Source organism: Duganella guangzhouensis, assembly GCF_009674535.1.
GTDB classification, from domain to species: Bacteria; Pseudomonadota; Gammaproteobacteria; order Burkholderiales; family Burkholderiaceae_D; genus Rugamonas; species Rugamonas guangzhouensis.
This window is the reverse complement of sequence record NZ_WKJK01000003.1, coordinates 98686-119950: the sequence shown is the minus strand read 5'-3', so window position 1 is coordinate 119950 and position 21265 is coordinate 98686. Positions and strand designations below refer to the sequence as shown.

The window sequence follows — 21265 nt, the reverse complement described above, 5'->3', positions numbered from 1 at the left end:
ATATGCTATATTTCTTCCATTAGAATCGTTTCATAGAACGTTTCATATGGCGGACATATTGCAGATACTCCGGCTGGCGCGGGTGATTTCCGGCGCCGAGCTGCTTCAGCGCTTGCAGAAAGGCAGGCCCACGCTCAGCCGTGCCACCATGATGCGCATGGTGCGCGAGTTGGGCGATCAGGTGGTGGTGCGCGGCGCCGCCCGCCGCACCAGCTATGCGGCGCGCCGTCCGCTGCGCGGCAACGGCGCGTCGCTTCCGGTGTACCGCATCGACGCGGCCGGGCGTGGCGAGCAAATCGCGCTGCTGGACCCGATCTATCCCGCCGGTTGCGCGCTGCGCTACGAGCAAGCGCTTGAATGGCCGCTGGCGCCCGAGATGCGCGATGGCTGGTTCCCCGGCCTGCCGTATCCGCTGGACGACATGCGGCCGCAAGGTTTCCTCGGCCGGAATTTCGCCCGCAACTACGCCACGTTGCTGCAAGTCGGACCTGATCCGCAAAAGTGGCCGGAGGACGATGTGCTCTACATGCTGGCGCAGCTGGGGCACGACAGCGCCGGTAATTACATCATCGGCGAGGCCGCGTACCGCCGCCACCTGGAGACGCTGCGGAGCGGCCACGCGCAGCTGAGCGAAGCCGATTATCCCCAACTGGCCGCGACAGCGATGCAAGCCGGCGACGCTGGTTCCTCGGCCGGCGGCGAGTTCCCCAAATTTACCGCCTGGCGCGTGCATGAAGGCGAGGGCGCGCACGTCATCGTCAAATTCTCGGGAAATGATCGCACGCCGGGCGTGCAGCGCTGGTCCGACCTGCTGGTATGCGAGCATCTGGCGCTGGAAACCATCGGTGCCGAGCTGGGATTGGCGGCGGCGCGCAGCCGCATCTGCAACGCGGATCAGCGCACCTTTCTTGAGGTGCTGCGGTTTGATCGCCACGGCGAATTCGGTCGTTCCGCGCTGTGCAGCTGGGCCGCGCTGGATGCGGCCTTGTTTGGCATGGCTGGCGAAAATTGGAGCCGGGTCGCCGCGCGGCTGCTGGCGGAGCGCTACATCAGCAGCGATACCGCCGCGCGCATCAATCGCCTGTACCATTTCGGTCGCCTGATCGCCAACAGCGATATGCACGAGGGGAACCTGGCTTTCGTGCCCGGCGCGCCGGACGAGCCACCGCTGGCGCTGGCGCCGGCCTACGACATGCTGCCGATGCTGTATGCGCCGGTGCGTGGCGTTGAGCTGCCGCAGCGCGAATATGCGCCGGCCTTGCCACTGCCGGCCGAACAAGAGGACTGGCTGGCGGCGGCCGATGCGGCGATGCTGTTCTGGAGCGCGGCGGCGGCGGATGAGCGCATCAGTGCCGCCTTCCGCGCCGTGTGCAAGTCTAATGGCAGGGAGTTGAAGCGTCTGAGGACGCTGGTGGTGGCGTCACCGGCAGCGGCAACTGGGCGTAGGTCTTGACGCAGTTGCGGCCGGCGCGTTTGGCGGCGTACAACGCTTCGTCGGCGCGGCTGTAGGCCAGTTCGAAACTGGTGCCTTGCGGGTTCCAGCTGACGCCGACGCTGGCCGTGATCTGGCGGTCGATCGGCGCGTCAAACACCTGGTCGGCGATGGCGTCGCAGATGCGCAGCGCGACGCTGCGCGCTTCTTCCAGGTCCGAGGTGGGCCAGATCACCGAGAATTCCTCGCCGCCGACGCGGCCCACCGCCGCATCTGCACCCAGCAGCGTGCGCAGGCAGCTGACCACAGTTTTGATAACGGCGTCGCCGGCCGGATGGCCGAAATCGTCGTTGATCCACTTGAAATGGTCGATGTCCAGCACGATCAGCGCCATGTCGCTGTGCTGCAGGCAGGCGCTGGCCGTGTCGATGACGGCGGCGCGGTTCAGCGCACCGCTGAGCGGATCGTGGGTGGCGCGGTATTCCAGTTCCTTGGCCAGTTCGTGCAACTGGCGGTTCATCTGATTCATGTCCAGTTCCGCGCGGTCGCTGCGGCGGATCAAACGACGGCTTTCGCGCATCAGACGCTCGTAATGCACGATCATGTCGGCCAGCGCGGCGCGAGCGTCGGCGCGCGGATCGTCATGCGCGGCCCTGGCGTTGGCCAGCGCCGCGCTTTCCAGCGCAAACAGGTCGGCGTCGGCCATGGGATTCATCAGTTGCTCACTGCGTGGTCGTGGAAGTCGAGCGCGCCGAAATCGTCCTGCAGTTCCTGGCCGAATTCGAGGATGGTGTCGTCGTCCTCGTCGTGATACCAGTTCAGGCGCACCTGGTTGCCGGCCATGGCGGCGTTGTTCAACGCCTCGAAGAAGGTGAACAGCATCTTGGTGCTGGAGCTGTTGAAGTAGGCCAGCGAGACGTTGACGGTAATGGCGGCGTCGTTGCAGCTGTCGAGGTAAGCCTGGACGCGGGCGATCACCGGGCCGTAAAAGGCGGCGGCGTTCTCCGGATACGATTCACCCTTGATCGACAGCGTGTGCTGGTCGAAGCGGAAGTCGATTTCCGGCGAAGTGGGCGAAGCGGCGATAAACATTGGTTCCATGGTCGTTCTCGGTATTGGTTCAGATAATCGCTTTGATGCAGAAGATGGTGGCGTCCGGATTGTGCGTGTCCTTGACGAATTCGAATTCCAGCGGCTCGCTGGCATCGCGCGCCATGGTCAGGAAGCCCAGGCCGGCGCCCTTGCTGTCGGTCGGGGTGTCGTCGCGCAGCGCTTTCTTGTAGGCCGACTTGATCTCTTCCATGGTCATGGTATGCAGCGGATCGAGACGGTTGCGGATGCGCTCCACGTTGGCGCTGTCGACCGGATTGGCGCACAGCAGGAAGAAGCTGTCGTCCTTCATGCCGATGCAGAACGAGCCGCGGCGGATCTGGTTCTCGGCCTGTGAGTCCGGCGTCAGCGAGTCGGACGAATAGTGCATGATGTTCTGCGACATTTCGACAAACGACGAGAAGATGCGGCGCCGGGTAGGTCCGGCCGCGCCGGCCGTGTCCAGGCGGGCCTTGATGGTCTCCGAAATGGCGGCCACCACGTGCTGCGAGAAATAGCCCACGTAGAAAAAGATGATGTGGCGCTTGCGGGCCACGTCAAAGAAATCGCTGAATTCTTCGTACAACAAAATTGCTCCTCAGGGGCGGAAACAGAAAAAGGTGAGGTCGTCGCGGCGCGGCTGTTCGCCTTGCCACGTTTGGTAATCGTCCAGCATCGCCTGCGACACGTGGCGCGCGCACTCGGTGCGCTGCGCCAGCAGCACGTCGCGCATGCGGCGCTTGCCGTAGGCGATGTCCTTGGCGCCGCCGATCTGGTCGATCAAACCGTCGGTGGTCAGGAACATCAGGCTGCCGTCGGGGATGTGGATGATTTTGTTGGTCCACTGGTAGTCCATTGGGGTGTCGACATAGCCGACGCCCATGCGTTCGGCGTCCACGGTCTGCACCGCCTGCTGCTCGGGATCGAGCTGGAACAGCGCCAGTTTCGCACCGGCGAAATGCAGCTGGCGGCTGGCGTTGTCGAACCACAGGAAGGCGGCGTCCATGCCGTCATTGGATTCGGTGGCGCCCTGGCCTTCGACCTGACCCAGCACGCCCTTGACGCCGCGATTGACTTCGGCGATCAGGCGGGCCGGATCGCGTGGGCCAAGCTGCTGCAAGGCCTGGGTCAGGGTGGACGACGAGATCAGCGTCATGAAGGCGCCCGGCACACCGTGGCCGGTGCAGTCGGCAATCGCGGCGAACCAGCCATCGTCGTAGCGGGCGAAGTGATAGAAGTCGCCGCCGACGACGTCGCGCGGCTGCCATTCCAGATGGGCGTCGTCCAGCGCGTCGGACAGCGCCAGGTTGGAGGGGCGCAGCAGCGAGCGCTGGATCACGCTGGCGTAGTCGATGCTGTGCATGATCTGGCGGTTTTTTTCGGCCTGCATATTGGCCACCACGTTCATCAGCTGCAGGCCGAAGCCGACGCCGGCCAGCTCGCCGTTACGCGTTACGATAAATCCATCAGCCAGTGCTTTTTCGCCGGACTCGACGGCGCGGAAGGTCAGCGCCTCGATGCTCATATTGGCGTCGACGATCAGCGGTTCCTTGTCCATGAAGGCGATGCAGCTCTTCTTGCCGTACAGCTCGTGGTAGAAGGGCTTGGACATCTGCGACATGAAGATGTTGCGGCTGATCAGGCCGATCGGGTGGCCGGCCTCGATCACCGGCAGGCTCATCAGGTCGCGGCGCTCGGTGAACAGTTCGAGCACGGCAAAGTTGGTGGTGTCGGACAGCACCGAGATCGTCTCCACGCACAGGTCGGCGGCGACGGACAAACGAAAACGGGGCAGATGCAAACGAGAGGCATTGAACTCCACGGCCGGGAACCTTTTATCAACACTGAGCCCCGCATGCTACCGGGCAATTGTTACCTCCTCATTACATCTTGACTGAAGGAAATTACTGTTGACGAAATTGCCTTGCGGTAACATCGGCGTCACATTGGGTGTGTAAATTGGTGAGAATTCGTGCCATGGGCACACTTACTCCTCTGATGAAACGTGATGAAATTCCCTCAATTGAATACCGGCATGCGCGTGATGGCGTCGTTTGCCGTCCTGTTGTTTGTGATGGCGAGCATGTCCGGCGTGTCGCTGTGGCGGCTGCAGTCGGCCAACGATACGGCCTCGAATCTGGTCAATGAAAAGCTGGCGCGGCAGCAGCTGACCTCGGAACTGCTGGGTGTGACCGAGTTGAATGGTTTGCGCGCGGTGTCGATCGGGCGCAGCGATAGTCTGGAAGTGTCGGATATCTTCCAGGCGCAGCTGACGGCGGGCGACAAGCTGGCTGCCGACACCGAGCGCAAGCTGGCAGCGTTGCCGGCATCCAGCGATGAAGCGGCGCTGCTAGTTGCGGTGGCGACGCGCAAGGCGGCCTTCATGGCCATGCGCGGCGAACTGTTCAAATTCAAGGACATGGGACGGGTGCAGGAAGTGGGCGATCTGCTGGATAACAAATGGCCGGGCGTATTCAAGGCTTACAGCGGCGCGCTGGAGCAGCTGCTGGCGTATCAGACGGCGCAGGCCAGGGCCTTGGCCGAACGCTCGGCCAGCCAGTACGCTGGCAGTCGCGCCTTGCTGATCGGACTGAGCGTGGCGACACTGGCGCTGGGCGCGCTGCTGGCATGGTTGCTGACGCGCAGCATCGTGCTTCCTTTAACGCAGGCGGTGACCTTGGCCGAACAGGTGGCCGGCGGCGAACTGCGGGTGGCGATCGCGCATGGCCGTAGTGACGAGATCGGCCAGTTATTCGATGCGCTCAGCCATATGACGGCGCGGCTGGCCGATACCGTCGGCCGGGTGCGCGATGGCGCGGTGGCGATCGACTCGGCCTCGCATGAGATCGCCAGTGGCAATATGGATTTGTCGCGTCGCACCGAGCATCAGGCCGGGGCGCTGGAAGAGACCGCGTCGGCCATGGATGAGCTGACCATGGCGGTGCGTCAGAACAGCGGCAATGCGCAGCAAGCGAATCAGCTGGCGATATCGGCGTCCGAGGTGGCGGGCAAGGGCGGCGCGGTGGTGGATGAGGTGGTGCGCACCATGGCCAGCATTAACGACTATGCGCACAGGATTGTCGACATCACCAGCGTGATCGACGGCATCGCGTTCCAGACCAATATCCTGGCCTTGAACGCGGCGGTGGAGGCGGCCCGCGCCGGCGAACAAGGGCGTGGCTTTGCCGTGGTGGCGGGTGAGGTGCGTAACCTGGCGTCGCGCTCGGCGGAGGCGGCGAAAGAAATCAAAAAGCTGATCAACGATTCGGCCGAGCGGGTGGCCAGCGGTAGCGAGCTGGCCGAGACGGCCGGCGCGACCATGCAGGAGATCGTGGCCAGCGTGCAGAAAGTCACGGCCATCATCGTCGCGATCAGCACCGCCAGCGCGGAGCAGGAGCGCGGCATCGAACAAGTCAACAGCGCGATCAGCGAGATGGACGACGTGACGCAGCAAAACGCGGCACTGGTCGAGGAAGCGGCGGCGGCCGCAGCGGCGATGCAGGCGCAGGCGCGCGAGTTGGCCGAACTGGTCGGCGCCTTCAAGCTGGATGCCGCCAGCGTGCAGCCGCTGCCGGTGCGAGTGGCGCTGCCCATGGCCACGAATTCAGAATTGCGTCGCGTGGCCTGAGTGTTATAGTTAGCGTAACTAATAACAGGGAGAGGCTGCGACGATTGGATAACGCGACCCAAGGCCAGTTTGACGAGAGCGAGGCAGCATACTATTTGCTGGAGCAACGGCAGGCATTTTCCAGCTCGAAGTTATGGGACATGCAGCGCGCTTACTTTGCCGAGCGTGGCGCTGCCGCGTGGCAATCTGGCGAAGTGCCGCACTACGTCACCAGCAATCCGACCATCGCGCAAACCTACGCGGACATCGTATTTGCCTTTTATCAGGACCGGCAGCGCCTGCAGCCGAGCGAGCAGGCAATGGTAATCGCGGAGCTGGGCGCGGGATCGGGCCGTTTCGCGTTTCACTTCCTGCTGCGCCTGGAACAACTGTGTGCTGACCACGAGACGCCCATTTCCGCCTTTTGTTATGTGCTGACCGATTTTACCCAGGCGAATCTGGATGCCTGGCAGTTGCATCCACGCTTCAAGCCGTGGTTTGAAAGCGGTCTGCTGGATTGTGCGTTGTTCGATGTGACGGACTCCGATCGCTTGCATTTGCAGCGCAGCGACGAGCTGATCGAGGTCGGCACTTTGCAGCATCCGATCGTGGTGATTGCGAATTATGTGTTCGACGGCGTGCCGCAGGATCTGTTTTTCCTGCGCGATCAGGTCATGCAGGAATGTCTGATTTCGCTGGCGACCAAGCAGCCGCCGCAGGAAGTGGATGTGGCAAGCTTGTTGCGGCAACTGTATATTCGCTACGACTATGTGCCCTTGACGGCCGCCGTCTACAGCGAACCGGTGTTGCAGGAGCTATTGGACCGCTATCGGCAGCAGTTGCCAGAAGCCCATATGCTGTTCCCCGCATGCGCGCTGCGTTGTCTGACACGTCTGCAAGCGTTGTCTCATCACGGCATGCTGTTGCTGTCGGCAGATAAAGGCACCCATGATTTGCAGTCGGTTGCGCTGTCCGAGGCGCCACAGCTCTCGCATCACGGATCGTTCTCGCTCAGTGTCAACTACCATGCTTTTGTGGCCTGGAGTGAATTGCAGGGTGGGATGGCGCTGGTGCCGGAAAACCGGCATCGCAGCATCGCGGTGATCGCTTTGTTGATGCTGGCGCAACCGCAGCAGCATGTGCGCACCTGTCAGGCATACCGGCAACGGATTTCCGTGTGCGGGCCGGATGACTTTTATACGTTGACCAAATGTTTGCAGCCGCAAATGCCGGAAATGCAGTTTGTCGAGATACTGGCGTATCTGCGTTGGACCCGCGCGGATGCCCATCAGTTGTGCGCGGCGATACCACGCCTGGCGGCGCTGGCGCCGACCTTGAGCGCCGGCGAGGTGGCGGAGCTGAAGCGGATGCTGGATCGGGTCTGGGATGCCTACTTCCCCTTGGGCGAGGAGCGCGACCTTGCCTTCGATATTGGTTGCCTGCTGTATGAAGTGGGCGATTATCGCCATGCGCTACATTACTTCGACTGGTCGGTCGCGATCTATGGGGAGCATGGCGGCACGATGTTCAATATCGCAGCCTGTTACGACCAGCTAGGCCAGTTCCCCGCAGCGCGCACTGTGCTTGAGAAACTGATGGCTTCCGAGCCGGAAAATGAGGAGGCACGGGCCTTATTCGCTGCATTGCCCGCAGTGTGACAATGCCGGACACGGCATCCAGCTTCAAGTCGTCAATTCAGCGGTACGTTGCAAGTTGCGGAACATCCGGCGAGCGCGGTGGCGCAGCGATTGAGACATCGCCTTGTTGTTCACCAAATGTTCAAACTCAGCCAGAAGGAGTGGCTGTACTTCGGGATTAGCGTCGAGCCAGTCAATTGCCTTGTCGGGCCAGTAGTCGGACACGGAACTATGAAACGCATGGCGCAGCAGCAGTGCTAGCGGAAACCGCTGTATGCTGGCGGCATATTCCGGTGCAGCTTCGCAGACAGTGTCCAAGTGTTTTTTGAACTCAGCGAACTCGATCTCCAACAAAATAAGGAGAACCATGCATTTGCTTTCGGTGTCGAAATAAATGGGAGTTTCGCTTCTGAGTCGAGTGCACCAGCCGAGCGTTTCATGTACGCCAATTACCCGCTCGTCTTTTTCAAATATCCAGAAAAATACTTGATCGGGCAACGGTGGTTGCAAGAAATGTGCTTTCATGGCTGTTCCTCGTAGTAGTGAATTACCGGTAAGCCTGTACGAGCCATCAGCCAGATCGTGAATTGAATACGAATGACTGGTGTCCATTTGTCTCCATAGTGACCGCTTTGTTCGCTAGTCAAAAGTGCTCCTGTTGCATCTCGCGAAAGCGTTCCTCCCACCAGTACCGAGTTTGGAGTCGCCTTTATGGATGCCGCTAGTTGCTGATGTGTTGATCCACATAGCTGCACATGCCTTCTAGGCTTTCCCGCTGCCAGTCTGTTGTTTTTGGGCGCGTAAACAAATTCTACTCCCCCGCGCGGAAAGTAGTTTTTCAGCGCCGCGACGGAGCTGGTGTCTGTAATTCCAATGACGCCAGCTACTGGGCCGGATGTGCGTTGACGCAAGCACAACGCTTTGCCAGGCAAAGCAGAAGGAAGCTGTCCAATGTGTGGCTGTTCGCTGTATCAAAGGGCGGGGGAAGAGCGGAAGATAGCCTGGTCGTATCTGGATTCAGGAGGCCGCCATGCAGCCACCCCGCACGCAAACTACACATCCCAGCAAGGAAGCGGTCCGCCGCCATTTGCAGCAGCGCCGTGATGAACACACGCCGCCACCCACGCCCGAACGTATAAGGGAGGAGCTGGGCTGGCGACTGCTGAAAAGCCTGTAAGACGGTCTCGCTGGCGGCATCGCCTCAAATGGCGGTCGCCACTGTTTTTATCGATTTCTTCACCAGCGCCTGGAATTGATCGGCCGGTACTGCTGGGCTGAGGCGGTAGCCTTGCATCAGATCGCAGCCGCGATCGGCCAGGAAGGCCAGTTGCTGATCGGTCTCCACGCCCTCGGCCACCACTTCCAGCCGCAGGCTGTGCGCCAGCGCGATGATGGTGCTGACGATCGACGCGTCGTCCTGATCCTGCGGCAGGTCTTGCACAAAGGAGCGGTCGATCTTGATGATGTCGATCGGGAAGCGCTTGAGGTAGGACAGCGATGAATAGCCGGTGCCGAAATCGTCGATCGACAGACGCACGCCCAATTCACGCAAGCGGTGCAGCGCGGCCAGCGTGTCGTGCGCATTTTCCATCAGCGTGCTTTCGGTGATTTCCAGTTCCAGCAGATGCGGCGGCAGCTGGGTTTCGGCCAGCACCGCTTCCACCGAGGCGGCGAAGTCTTTCTGCAGCAGCTGGCGCACCGACAGGTTGACCGCCACCCGCATCTCCGGCAAGCCGGCGCGCAGGAACTGCTGCAATTGCGCGCAGGCGGTGCGCAGCACCCATTCGCCCAGTTGGTTGATGATGCCGGTTTCTTCGGCCAGCGGAATGAATTCCACCGGCGCGATCATGCCACGGCTTGGATGGCGCCAGCGCACCAGCGCTTCCATGCCGATGATGCGGCCGCTGTCCACGCAGGCCTGCGGCTGATAGTGCACTTCCAGCTGGTGCTGATGTTCCATGGCGCGCCGCAAATCGCTTTCCAGGCGCACGTGTTCGGAAATCGAGTGCTCCATCGACGGTTCGTAGAATTGGAAGCCGCTGTTGGTGCGCTTGGCGCGGTACATGGCGCTGTCGGCGTGCTTGACCAGGGTGGCGACGTCGCTGCCGTCGTGCGGGTACATGGCGATGCCGACGCTGGCGGTGACGAAGATCTCGTGGCCGTCGATGGGGAAGGGCGCGGACAGCGCGCGCACGATGTTGTGGGCGGCGGTGGCGGCAGCAGCCGGGCTATCCAGCTCGTGCAGCACGACGGTGAATTCGTCGCCGCCCAGGCGCGCCACCGAATCACCGGCGCGCACGGTATTGCGCACCCGTTGCGCCACCGCTTGCAGCAGGCGGTCGCCGATGCCGTGTCCCAGGTTGTCGTTGACGTATTTGAAGCGGTCCAGGTCCATGAACAGCACCGCGACTTGCTGGCCGTGGCCTTGCGCCTGGTCGATGCTGCTGGCCAGCAGTTCGAAAAACAGGGTGCGGTTGGGCAGGTTGGTCAGCACATCGTTATAGGCCAGGTGGCGGATGCGCTTCTCGGCGCGGTTGCCTTCGATGATGCGGCGCACGCGCTGTGACAGCACGGCGTAGTGGATCGGTTTGGGGATGTAGTCGCTGGCGCCGGCGGCGAAGGCGCGTTCGACCGAGGCGTTGTCTTGCAGGGCGGTGATCATCAGCACCGGGATGTCGGCGGCGTTGGGTAGTTCCTGCATGCGGGCGCAGGCGGTGAAGCCGTCCATCACCGGCATCATGGCGTCCATCAGGATGGCGTCTGGCTGGAGGTGGGCCAGCATGGTCAGCGCCTGTTGGCCGTCCGAGGCTTCGTCGACGCGGAAGCCGTCGCGCTGCAGGGTGTGGCGCAGGGTGCTGCGGGTGCTGCGATCGTCATCCACCACCAGCACGTGCGGGGTGTCGTCGCTGAGCTGCGGTTCATCGTTCGCTTCCTGCTGCAGTTCGGCGCGCAGGAAGGCGGCGACGGACAGGAACTGTTCGTGCAGCGGTTGCAGCAGCGGTTCGATGCGTTCGGGTTGGCCGGCGGCGGCGAGTAGTTCGGCTTGCAGTGCCAGTTGGGCCAGGGCGCCGGCGCCGAAATTGCCGGAAGAGCCTTTCAGGGCGTGGGCGCGGCTGCCGGCGGTTTGCAGGTCGCCGCTGCGGACCGCCTGCGCCAGTTCGTCCAGGCAGATCGGCGTGTCTTCCAGGTAGGGCGTGATGGCGTGCGGCAGGGCGTCGCCCAGCACCTCGCGCAGCTTGTCGAAGACGTCCAGGTCGACCGGGGCGCCGGCCGGGCGCGATGGACGCTGCGATGGCCGGCTACTGTCGCCGGCGCGCAGGGCGATATCGGCGGCGCCATGGGGTAGCCACTTCTCCAGCTTGCGGCGCAGTTCGACCAGTGTGATCGGCTTGGCCAGGTAATCGTCCATGCCGGCGGCCAGGCATTTCTCTGCGTCGCCGCTTTGGGTGTTGGCGGTCATCGCCAGCAGCGGCGTGCGCCGGCCCAGCGCCAGTTCGGCCAGGCGGATGTGGGCGGTGGCTTCGTAGCCGTCCATTTCGGGCATGCTGCAATCCATCAGGATCAGGTCGAAGCGGTCGCGCTGGGCGGCGCGCACGGCTTCCACGCCGTCGGCGGCGAATTCGCATATGCAGCCGTTCATGGCCAGCATGCCGGCCGCCACCATCTGATTGGTGCGATTGTCTTCCGCCACCAGCACGCGGAACTGGCGTACCGGCAGCGCGCGCGGCGCGGCTGTTTGTGGGGCCGCCGCTGGTTGCCGCTCGCCGGCGCGACAGGCGATCGAGAAGGTAAACGTGGTGCCGCTATTGGCCACGCTCTGCACACTGATCTCGCCACCCAGCAGCTCGACCAGCTGTTTGCAGATGGCCAGACCCAGTCCGGTGCCGCCATAACGGCGGGTGGTGCTCGGATCCGGCTGCGCATACGCCTGGAACAGGCCGCGCTGGACCTCATCGTTCATGCCGATGCCGCTATCGCGCACTTCAAAGCTGAGCGTCAGTTCGGCGGCCGAGGCCAGCCGCACCACGCCGATGCTGACCTGGCCACGTTCGGTGAATTTGACGGCATTGCCGGTCAGGTTAATCAGGATCTGGCGCAGGCGCAGCGCGTCGCTGACGATGCAGTCCGGGACGTCCGGCGCCACGTCCCAGCTCAGGCCCACGCCTTTTTGCTGCGCCGGACGGGCCACCAGCTCGGTCACCTCGGCCAGCAAGGCGGACAGGCTGAACTCCGCTTCCTCCAGCGTCAGTTTGCCGGCCTCCATCTTGGAGAAGTCGAGGATGTTGTTAATCAGCGCGATCAGCGTGCGCGATGAATTCCACGCCACGTCGACGAATTCCTGCTGGCGCTGGGTCAGGCGGGTTTCCTTCAGCATGTCCAGCATGCCGACCACGCCGTTGAGCGGGGTGCGTACCTCATGGCTGACGGTGGCGGCAAACTGCGCTTTCATGCGCGCCATGTTGACGGCGGCGTCACGCGATTCCTTGAGTTCCGTCTCACGCTGGTCCAGCACATTCATCATCTGGTTGAAGGCCTGACCCATTTCGATCAGATCGCGCGGACCGGCCGGGCGCACGCGCATGCCCGATTGGCCGGCTTCGGCGCGCCGCATCTGACGCGACAGATGGTTTAGTGGTGTCAGCATGTGGCGCGTCAGCAGCCGCGCCAGCATCAGCAGGATCACGGCAAACGACAGCGTCAGACCCAGATTCCCGAGCAGCAGTGACCAGGTCAGATTCTTCAGCGTGTCCTTGCTGAGGTGGACCTGTACGTGGCCCAGCAACTGCCGCTGATGCTCGCGCAGCTCGACCGGCGCGGCGAATAACCAACCGTCCTCGTTCTCGGCGACCAGGCCGGCGTGGGCCGGTGCTGTGCGATTGGACAGTGCCTTCAGTTTTTCGCCCTGCACCCGCGACAGCAGCAGGTGGTCTTGCGCATCCAGGATTTGCAGGCCGGCGACGTCCGGAAAGGCCAGCGTGGAATTGACTACGTCGCGCGCGTTCTCCGGCGCGTGGGACAGCAGCGCCGATGTGCTTTGACGCGCCAGATTGTCGGCGATGCGCTGGCCCTGGCCGATGAAGTGGTCGCGCATGCGGGAGTTGGCTTCCCAGGCGTTCATCAATGCCGAGAATACGGCCAGTCCTAGAATGGCGGCTGAGACGATGATGGTGAGCTGACGCTGAAATCCGGTACGACGTAAAAAATTGCGAAACATGTTCATCGTGTTCAGGGCTGGGGAAGGACGTAGTCGTGACTGCGCTGCTTGAAACAAAAATAGTGTTTTTATATTATATCGATGCAAGCGCTACCACATGGTGTAAAGTAAGACTAATTAGCAATATTTTTAACATTCCTTTCTCCATGCCCGTCCTCAGAACGCCGATTCGCACGCCTCCCATGTTCAACCTGGCGTGGCCTTTGCTCGTCGAACTGGGGTTGGGCATCGCCTCCAACGTAGTCGGCACCGCGCTGGCGTCGCGCATCTCCGACGAGAATGGCGGCGCGTTCGCGATCGCCAGCCAGGTGTCGGCTACCTTGTTCATCCTGTTCCGCATCATTGGCGCCGGCGTCAGCGTGGTGGTGACGCAGAATCTGGGCGGTGGCCAGCGCGACGCGGCCGACCAGGTGGCGCGCGCGGTGGTTGGCGCCAGCACCTGGCTGGGCGTATTGACCGCGGTGCTGGCCCTGTTCGGCGCGCACGGCCTGCTGCATTTGCTGAACGCGCCGGCGCAGGTGTTCCCGATCGCCGCACCGTTTCTGATGGCGCTGGCCCCGGCCATGCTGCTCGACGCCTGGAACGCCTCCATGGCCAGTGTGATGCGCGCTCATTTGCGCACCCGCGATACGCTGGTGGTGCTGATCATCATGCACGTGTCGCATCTGGTGATGGCGATACCGCTGATGTACGGCTGGGGGCCGCTGCCCGCGCTTGGACTGCCCGGTTACGCGCTGGCGCTGGCCTTGAGCCGCGCGATCGGCCTGGCCTTGCATCTGATGATGTGGCGCGTGCATCTGCAGCTGACGGTGTCGCGCGACGACTGGTGGCGTCTGCCGCGCCGCGAGCTGGCAGCGGTATTGCATATCGGTTTGCCGGGAGCGGCGGAGAATATCGCATGGCGGCTGGCCTTCATGGTCAGCGTGGCGACGGCGGCGGAACTGGGCGCCAAGGCGCTGGCCACGCAAGCCTACGTGCTGCAGCTGATGGGCGGCGTGATGATGTTCAGTATCGCCACCGGGCTGGCGGTGGAAATCGTGGTCGGTTATCTGATCGGTGCTGGCCAGTTGCGCGAGGCGCACCGCGTGGTGAAGCGTTCCTTGGCACGTGGCTTGATCGTCAGCCTGCTGACCGCCGCCTGTGCGGCGCTGGCCGGACACTGGTTGCTCGGCTGGTTCACGCAGGATGCCGACATTCTGGCCGCCGGTGCCGCGTTGTTGTGGATTACCGTGGTGCTGGAGCCGGGCCGCACCTTCAACCTGGTGGTGATCAACGCGCTGCGCGCCGCCGGCGACGCGCGCTTCCCAGTGATGGCGGGCGCGTTCTCGATGCTGTTCGTGCTGGCCGGCGGCAGCTGGCTGCTGGGCGTGGTGCTGGGCTGGGGCTTGCCCGGCGTGTGGATCGCCTACGCCGCCGACGAATGGATCCGTGGCCTGATCATGTGGCGCCGTTGGCAGACCCACGCCTGGGTACCGCACGCGCGCAGCTCGCGCAAGCGCCTGCGGCCGGCGATTGTGGTGGAAGGCTAAAGCGCGTCCGCCAGGCCGATGCTGGGGCGGGGCTGGGTGAGCTGGGTTTGCATCACGCAGTTGCGGCCATTTTCCTTGGCGCGGTATAGCGCCTGGTCGGCCGCTTGCAATAGCATTTCCGGTTCCTGCTTTTCGCCGGGGATGATGGCGGCGACACCGATGCTGATGGTGACGCAGCCCAGCGCCGAACGCTGGTGCGGCATGGCCAGCGCCTGTAGCGCGGCGCGGATTTTTTCGGCCATCTCGGCAGCCTGGCTGGCGTTGTTGAGTGGCGCGATAAATGCAAATTCCTCGCCACCGTAGCGCGCCGCGACGTCGGTGGCGCGGTGTACGCCGGCGGCCAGCACGCGCGCCACTTCGCGCAGGCAGTTGTCGCCGGCCTGGTGACCGTAGCTGTCGTTGTACAGCTTGAAGAAATCGACATCCAGCATGGCCAGCGCCAGTGGTTCGCCGGCGCGCTGGGCGCGGCCCCATTCGCGCGCCAGCGCGGCGTCGAAACTGCGGCGGTTGGCCAGGCCGGTCAGGCCATCGGTGGCGGATAGCGCGGTCAGCTTGCGGTTGGATTCCTGTAGTTCGTGAGTGCGCTGGTCCACCAGCGCTTTCAGGCGCGCGGCGTGCCGGGTCAGTACCCGTACACGTGCCCGGTACAGTGTGATCACCACCGCGCACACCAGCACAATTGCACCGGTACGGAACCACCAGGTGCTCCAGAACGGTGGCGTCACAGTGATCGGCAACAGCAGCTCTTCGCTGGCCAGCCCCTTGTGGGTGTAGGCGCGCAGGTGGAACAGATAGGTGCCGGGATTGAGGTTGGTGTAGGTGGCGCTGGGCTGGTTGGCGTCGCTCTGCACCCATTGACGGTCGAAGCCTTCCAGCCAAAAGGCGTAGCTGTTGCGGCGCGGCGCCGCGTAGTGCAGGGCGGCGAATTCCAGCGTCAGCGCGTCGACGGTCCACGGGATGCTCAGCGCGCGCGGCGCTGTCACCGGTCCGTCCATGCTCACGCCCTCTGGCAGCGGACGGTGCGCCAGCGAAGTGTCGTAGATGCGGATGTCGCTGATGGCGACTTGCGGTACGGTGAGTTTGCGCAGCGGTAGTCCCGGATAGACGGCGGTGATGCCGGTGGTTCCGCCGAAGTACAGCGCGCCGCCGCTGACACGCGCGGACGAGGCGCGGAACAGGCCATCACTGACGCCGTCGTCGGCCGAATAGTGGACGAAATCACCGGTGTTGGGATCGAGCCGCGACAGGCCACGCACGGTGCTAATCCATAGCATGCCGGAACGGTCGCTCTGGATCGACTCGATCAGTATCGGTCCCGGATCGTGCGGTCCGGTGTAGCGCTGGAACGTCGGCGTGCCATCCGGCCCGGGCACCATGCGATTCAGGCCACGCGCGGTGCCGATCCAGATGGTGCCATACATGTCTTCGTGCAGGCAGCTGATCTTTTCGCTGCTGATACTGGCCGGCTGCTGCGGGTCGTGACGGAAGTGCTGGAAGCGGCCATCGTCGCGGGCCATCATGTCCAGGCCACCACGGAAGAACTCTCCGACCCATACCCGGCCCTGCGAATCCTGCAACACGATGCTGGCTTCGTTGATGCTGCGCGAGGCCGGGTCGGCGTCGTCGTGGAAGTAGCGCCGCATGTCGCCGCTGGCGCTGTCGTAGCGTATCAGGCTGGCGCCGGTGCCTATCCACAGCATCTTGCCGCGTCCGGGGGCGACAGTGTAGACGAAGCTGTCCTGCGGTGTCGGCAAGCGCACCGCGCTGAAACGGCCGCTCGCTTCATCCAGCTTATCCAGCCCGCGCGCGCTGGCGATCCACAGCGGCCCGCCGCTTTGCTGATAGATGGTGAACACGCTGGCGAAGATGGGCGCGCCGGGTTTGGCCTCGCTGCTGGTGTAGCTCCGCACGATGCGCTTTTGTTCCGGGTCGAGCAGCGCCAGGCTGTCGTCGGCGGCCAGCCAGATGCGGCCGCGGTCATCGGCCGACATGCTGCGCACGAAATTCCCGGACGGGAAAACCTCGGGCGCGATATCGCGCGGGACGATGCGCTCCAGTCCATAGTTGCCAAGGTTGGCGCGCGCCACGCCGTCGGTGAAGGTGCCGGCCCACAGTGTGCCGTTACGGTCTTCCATCGCCACGGTGACGAAGTTACTCGGCAGGCTATGATTATCTTCGGCGCGGTGGGTGTAGACCTGCACATGCTGCAAATCGCGCGACCAGCGCATCAGTCCCTCGGTGCGGGTGCTGATCCAGGCGTTGTCGTGGTTGTCGAACGTAATGTTGTTGATACGGCCACGGGCGCCGCTCAGGCGCTGGCGCGCGCTCCACGGCGTGCCTTTTTGCGAAATCACCAGGCCGGCGTCGGTGCCGATCCACAGATCGCCATCGACGCTGTAGCGCACCATGCGCACGTCGTTCAGTTTGGGCTCCGGCTGCTGTGCACTGTCCACCCGCAGGCGGGTGAAGCCCTGGGCGGAAGGCTCCAGGTAACTGAGTCCGGCCGGTGAGGTGGCGACCCACAGGCCGCCGTCGGCGTCCAGCGTGACCGAGGTGACGTCGTCGGAGGCGAGGGAGTCGGCGCGCGCCGGGTCGGCCCGATACTGTTTGAACTTGCCGCTGAGCGGATCGAAGTGCTGCAGCCCACCCCAGGTGGCCAGCCACATGCCCTGTTTGCCGTCGCTGGCGATGTCGCGCACGATCAGCGCGTTACGGTGCGCGCTGTCGGGTTGAAAGCGGGTGAAGCTGTTGGTGTCGGGCTCAAAGCGCGCCAGCCCCTCATCGCTGCCTATCCAGATGCGGCCTTGCTGGTCGCTGTAGAGGGCATTGATGCGGCCCGCCGGCAGGCTGTCCGGGCGCAGCGGGTCGTTGGCGTAGCGGGTGGCGCGGCGGCCGTTGTAGCGCATCAGCCCACCGTCCATGGTGCCGATCCAGATGTAGCCCTGGCGGTCCTGCAATAGCGACAGCACCGACTGCGCATCCGGGCCGGCCGACTCGATCGATTCAAAGGTCAGCGGCAGCCTGGCCGGCGGGGCCGCGCTGGCGGGCGACAGCAGGCAAACCAGCAGACAACAGCAAAGTGACAGTCCTGGCAGTCGCATGGATTCGGATAGTTTTTGTGAGTATTCCGCGCTAATTTGAATATCTGCGCCTGGCCGTCAAACGTCAACATATTTCTGGCGGCTGTGGCGTGGCCGCACTAGTGACCGGAGGCGGCGCGGCGGGTGGCGGGCAGATTGCGCGCAATCGCCAGCAGCATTTCCTCGACGTCGATCGGCTTGGCGATGAAATCGTTCATGCCGCAGGCCAGGCAGTGTTCGCGCTCGGACGCCATCACGCCGGCGGTCATGGCCAGTACCGGCAGGTGCAGCGCCAGCTCCTGGCGGATTTTGGTGGTGGCCTCAAAACCGTCCATTTCCGGCATCTGCACGTCCATCAACACCAGATCGTAGCGTTGCGATTGCGTGCGCAGGCGCTCGACGGCGGCGCGGCCGTTGTCCACCGCATCGATTTCGGCGCCAGCGTGGGCCAGCATGGTGCTGGCCACCAGCTGGTTGACCGGATTGTCTTCCACCAGCAGGATGCGCACGCCGTCCAGGCGCAGCACGTCGGCATCGGCAGGCGAGATGCCGCTGGCTGCGGCGCCGGCGCCCATGCCATCACGCGCCGCAGCCTGCGCCTGCTGCAATGTCTCGGCCAGGCGGCCGCCGGTGACAGGCTTGAGCAGCACCGCGTCCGCGGCCTGGGCGCCATCGGTGTGCAGCAGCTTGCCCTGGCCGAAGGCGCTGATCATCAAGATCACCGGCGCGCGCGCGATGGCGCTGTCGGCGCGCATGGCTTGCATGGTGGCCAGGCCGTTCATGCCGGGCATATTCCAGTCCACCAGCACGCCGTCGTAACGCACGCCGGCGGTGCGCAGCAGGTCCAGCGCCTGTTCGCCGCTGGCGGCGCTATCGCAACTCCAGCCGCGCGCGCGGATGCTGCGGCACAGGTAGTCGGCGCTGGTGTCGTCGTCGTCCACCACCAGCAAGTGCTGAACCTGGCCGATACGCTCGTGCGGCGCCTCGACACCCAGCTGCAAGGGCACGCTGACGATAAAATCACTGCCGGCGCCGGGCATGCTGCGCACCTCGATGGCGCCGCCCATCAGCGCCACGATGCGGCGCGAAATGGCCAGTCCCAGGCCGGTACCGCCGAAACGGCGCGTCATCGAGGCGTCGGCTTGCGAGAATGGCGCAAATAGCTGCGCCACCCGGTCGGCTGGAATGCCGATGCCGCTGTCGCTGACCGTGAAGCGCAGCGTGGCCGGCGCCGCCGCCAGTTCCACCAGCACCGAGACCGCGCCTTTTTCGGTGAACTTGATGGCGTTGCCGACCAGGTTGACCAGCACCTGCTGCAGCCGGTGGCCATCGCCGACCAGCGCTTGCGGCACCCCCGGTTCGACGCCGATCGCCAGTTCCAGATCCTTTTCGCCGGCGTTGACGGTCATGATGTTGGCGATCGCCTCCAGCATCAGCGACAGCTGGAATGGCACCGGCGCCAGCTCCATGCGTCCGGCCTCGATCTTGGAGAAGTCCAGCACGTCGTTCAGGATGCCGAGCAGCGAATGGCCGGACGACCGTATCATGTCGACGTACTTCAGCTGCTCCGCCGACAGCGCGGTATTGTTCAGCAAATGCGCCATGCCCAGCACCGCATTGAGCGGGGTGCGGATTTCGTGGCTCATGTTGGCCACGAATTCGCTCTTGGCGCGGCTGGCCGCTTCGGCCTGGTCGCGGGCGGCGATCAGCGAGCGTTCTGATTCGCGCAGCGCGCCGGTCATCTGCCGCGCCAGCGCGGTCGCATACGCCTGGCGCGCGGTCAGGGCGCGCACCACGCCGAAGAACAACAGGCTGATAATCACCCCGGCCAGCAGCACGATGTGCGACTTCTGGCGGTCGATGGCGTTTTCAAATGCGGGCTGCGAGGTAAAGCTCAGGGTCCACTGGTGATGCAGCAGGTCCAGCGGCATGGTCAGCAGGTAGGGGTTAGGATACTGCTGCGGATCGGTCGGCGGCCGCTCGCTGGCGAACAGCTGCGCCGATGGCGTAATACTGGCGCCGTCGAAGATCTCCAGCCGCACCGTGCGGTCGCCGGGACCGAGCAAGTCCTGCATGAATTCGTCGGCGCGGATCGGGCTGTAGGCGAAGCCCTGCAGGGCCGCCATGCGCTGCGCCGGGGTGGAGTCCGGCCCCAGTCTGGCGTCTTTGTGGTAGATCGGGAAGTACATCAGGAAGCCGGGCAGGCCGGTTTGTTTTTCATCCTGCACCAGCACTACCTTGGCAGTCAGCGCCGGGGTGCCGCTGCGCGCGGCCTGCAGCAGCGCCACGCGGCGCGCCGGCTCGGACATCATGTCGTAGCCGAAGGCGCGCAGATTACGGCCGGCGAACGGTTCCAGATACATCACCACCACCGAGTCGCCGCTATCGACGCCCTGGTTGTTGTTCCAGATGCGGAAGTCCTCGTAGCCCTGGTTGCGCAGATCGGCCTCGGTGGCGGCGCGCTGGTCGGCGCGCAGATACTGGCCATAGCCCAGTCCCATCACGCCGGGGAAGTTGTCGTGCAGGTCCATGCCGGCCACGAAATCGCGCCACTGGTCGCGGCTGGGATCTTGCTGTGCCTTGAACAGCGCCTGGGCGCCGCGCAGGCCGGATTCGTACAGCGTGACGCGGCGGGCGATGCGCTTGGCGATGTCCTGGGATTCAACCTCGAACTGTTCCTGGGCGCGGCGCTCGGTACCGGCCGCCAGCAGGTGCCACACCACGAAGGTCAGGCCGACCCCAATCAGCAACACGCCCCACTGGGCGGCGCTGTAGCGGGCCGCGTCGCCGGCGCGTTTGCGTTCGCTGACGTCGGCGCTAAGCACCATCGCGATCAGGCTGCACAGCATGGTGTAGCTGGACAGCGCGATCAAGGCGTCGTTCAGGGTGCCGACCGCGAACGGCCCGTGCCCCTTGATGGTGCCCAGCACCGCGCCGCCGGCCGCCACCATGCAGACAATGCTGGCGCCGCGCAGGCCATGGCGGTAGGACGACCAGGCGATCGCCAGCACGAACAAATAGGGCAGCCATCCGAGGCCGTCATCGTAGGCGTAGTCGCGCCCAAACACGAAATAGCTCAGCGCCAGCAACGCCGCCAGCGACAGCGCCAGTTCCATCGCACCGCGCCAGCTCCAGGGCGGCGCGCGCCGCAATGCCCAGACAATGATGGCGGGGCCGAACAGCAGCACGCCGGCGGTATCGCCCACCCACCAGGTCAAGGCCACGGTGCTATAGGCGGCGGCCGGCGCCAGTCCGCTCACTACCAGGGTGCTGCTGCCGATGCCGGCGCTGACCGCGCTCATGGCCATCGCCACCAGCGCGAATTTGTAGACGTTTTGCTGCTGGCCCATCGGCTGCTTGACATCGAAGTAGCGCCGTACCAGCCAGGCGCCGGTCAGCGCCTCCAGCGTATTGCCGCCTGCGATCAGCGAGGAGGCCAGCCATACGCCGCCATGCAGTGGCAGGCCGTTGGCATAAAATGTGGCGAGGTTGGCGGCGAGCGCGCCGATGAAAATCGCCGGCCAGGCGCGATAACCCATCAGCAGCAGCGCCGCAAAAGCGATGCCCGAGGGAGGCCATACCGGGGTGGCATTGGTGTGTGCGAACGCCAGCAGCAGGCTGGCATGGGCAATCAGGGCATAGCATAGCGTCAGCAAGGTAAGCTTGCGCATGATAT

At 64.0% G+C, this 21265-nt stretch carries 14 protein-coding genes; 5 read left to right on the top strand and 9 right to left on the bottom strand.

The window, feature by feature from the left end:
• Positions 1-46: 46 nt before the first annotated feature.
• Entirely contained in the window at positions 47-1453 is a 1407-nt protein-coding gene (gene yjjJ, locus GJ699_RS06575; protein ID WP_154374346.1) for a type II toxin-antitoxin system HipA family toxin YjjJ, read from the top strand.
• Here yjjJ and GJ699_RS06570 read toward each other — a convergent pair.
• From GJ699_RS06570 to GJ699_RS06555, 4 genes are read right to left on the bottom strand one after another with little or no spacing between them, the layout of a single operon-like run.
• Entirely contained in the window at positions 1377-2138 is a 762-nt protein-coding gene (locus GJ699_RS06570; protein WP_154375069.1) for a GGDEF domain-containing protein, read from the bottom strand. The genes yjjJ and GJ699_RS06570 overlap by 77 nt on opposite strands.
• Positions 2139-2146: 8 nt before the next feature.
• Positions 2147-2533, bottom strand: coding sequence for a DUF1987 domain-containing protein (locus GJ699_RS06565; protein ID WP_154374344.1), 387 nt, complete (start codon positions 2531-2533; stop codon positions 2147-2149).
• A 19-nt stretch (positions 2534-2552) separates the two neighbouring features.
• Entirely contained in the window at positions 2553-3110 is a 558-nt protein-coding gene (locus GJ699_RS06560) for a SiaB family protein kinase (RefSeq protein WP_154374342.1), read from the bottom strand.
• A 9-nt stretch (positions 3111-3119) separates the two neighbouring features.
• Positions 3120-4322: a SpoIIE family protein phosphatase gene (locus tag GJ699_RS06555; RefSeq protein WP_154374340.1), complete on the bottom strand. Its 1203-nt coding sequence runs from the start codon at positions 4320-4322 to the stop codon at positions 3120-3122.
• Between the two features lie 207 nt (positions 4323-4529).
• On the opposite strand from GJ699_RS06555, the gene GJ699_RS06550 reads away from it, so the two are divergent.
• Both GJ699_RS06550 and GJ699_RS06545 read left to right on the top strand, forming a co-directional pair.
• The gene (locus tag GJ699_RS06550; RefSeq protein ID WP_154374339.1) at positions 4530-6149 is read left to right on the top strand and encodes a methyl-accepting chemotaxis protein; all 1620 of its coding nucleotides are present in this window, start codon (positions 4530-4532) and stop codon (positions 6147-6149) included.
• 44 nt (positions 6150-6193) lie between these two features.
• Complete coding sequence (locus GJ699_RS06545; RefSeq protein ID WP_154374337.1) at positions 6194-7786, top strand: tetratricopeptide repeat protein; 1593 nt, start codon at positions 6194-6196, stop codon at positions 7784-7786.
• A gap of 24 nt (positions 7787-7810) precedes the next feature.
• Here GJ699_RS06545 and GJ699_RS06540 read toward each other — a convergent pair whose 3' ends face one another.
• A complete protein-coding gene (locus GJ699_RS06540; RefSeq protein ID WP_154374335.1) occupies positions 7811-8290 on the bottom strand; it encodes a hypothetical protein in 480 nt (159 codons plus the stop codon).
• Positions 8287-8676: a polymorphic toxin type 43 domain-containing protein gene (locus GJ699_RS35270; RefSeq protein ID WP_195763475.1), complete on the bottom strand. Its 390-nt coding sequence runs from the start codon at positions 8674-8676 to the stop codon at positions 8287-8289. The genes GJ699_RS06540 and GJ699_RS35270 overlap by 4 nt, the downstream gene beginning before the upstream one ends.
• A gap of 119 nt (positions 8677-8795) precedes the next feature.
• Here GJ699_RS35270 and GJ699_RS34115 point away from each other — a divergent pair, with 119 nt between their 5' ends.
• On the top strand, positions 8796-8942 hold the full coding sequence (locus tag GJ699_RS34115) for a hypothetical protein (protein WP_195763474.1): 147 nt from the start codon (positions 8796-8798) through the stop codon (positions 8940-8942).
• Between the two features lie 24 nt (positions 8943-8966).
• Here the strand turns inward: GJ699_RS34115 and GJ699_RS06530 are convergent, their stop codons facing one another.
• On the bottom strand, positions 8967-12980 hold the full coding sequence (locus GJ699_RS06530) for an EAL domain-containing protein (RefSeq protein WP_154374330.1): 4014 nt from the start codon (positions 12978-12980) through the stop codon (positions 8967-8969).
• A 203-nt stretch (positions 12981-13183) separates the two neighbouring features.
• On the opposite strand from GJ699_RS06530, the gene GJ699_RS06525 reads away from it, so the two are divergent.
• On the top strand, positions 13184-14509 hold the full coding sequence (locus tag GJ699_RS06525) for an MATE family efflux transporter (protein ID WP_229261975.1): 1326 nt from the start codon (positions 13184-13186) through the stop codon (positions 14507-14509).
• Here the strand turns inward: GJ699_RS06525 and GJ699_RS06520 are convergent.
• Together GJ699_RS06520 and GJ699_RS06515 are read right to left on the bottom strand one after the other, a co-directional pair.
• Complete coding sequence (locus GJ699_RS06520; protein WP_154374326.1) at positions 14506-17610, bottom strand: ligand-binding sensor domain-containing diguanylate cyclase; 3105 nt, start codon at positions 17608-17610, stop codon at positions 14506-14508. The two genes, GJ699_RS06525 and GJ699_RS06520, sit on opposite strands and share 4 nt — an antisense overlap.
• A 98-nt stretch (positions 17611-17708) precedes the next feature.
• Complete coding sequence (locus GJ699_RS06515) at positions 17709-21260, bottom strand: CHASE domain-containing protein (RefSeq protein ID WP_229261974.1); 3552 nt, start codon at positions 21258-21260, stop codon at positions 17709-17711.
• Positions 21261-21265: the final 5 nt, after the last annotated feature.

Bases quoted from the DNA above. Each gene is read 5' to 3' on its own strand.
- GJ699_RS06550 (WP_154374339.1), top strand. From the start codon at position 4,530: ATGAAATTCCCTCAATTGAATACCGGCATGCGCGTGATGGCGTCGTTT.
- GJ699_RS06515 (WP_229261974.1), bottom strand. From the start codon at position 21,260: ATGCGCAAGCTTACCTTGCTGACGCTATGCTATGCCCTGATTGCCCAT.
- GJ699_RS06520 (WP_154374326.1), bottom strand. From the start codon at position 17,610: ATGCGACTGCCAGGACTGTCACTTTGCTGTTGTCTGCTGGTTTGCCTG.
- GJ699_RS06565 (WP_154374344.1), bottom strand. From the start codon at position 2,533: ATGGAACCAATGTTTATCGCCGCTTCGCCCACTTCGCCGGAAATCGAC.
- GJ699_RS06570 (WP_154375069.1), bottom strand. From the start codon at position 2,138: ATGGCCGACGCCGACCTGTTTGCGCTGGAAAGCGCGGCGCTGGCCAAC.
- yjjJ (WP_154374346.1), top strand. From the start codon at position 47: ATGGCGGACATATTGCAGATACTCCGGCTGGCGCGGGTGATTTCCGGC.
- GJ699_RS34115 (WP_195763474.1), top strand. From the start codon at position 8,796: ATGCAGCCACCCCGCACGCAAACTACACATCCCAGCAAGGAAGCGGTC.
- GJ699_RS06540 (WP_154374335.1), bottom strand. From the start codon at position 8,290: ATGAAAGCACATTTCTTGCAACCACCGTTGCCCGATCAAGTATTTTTC.
- GJ699_RS06530 (WP_154374330.1), bottom strand. From the start codon at position 12,980: ATGTTTCGCAATTTTTTACGTCGTACCGGATTTCAGCGTCAGCTCACC.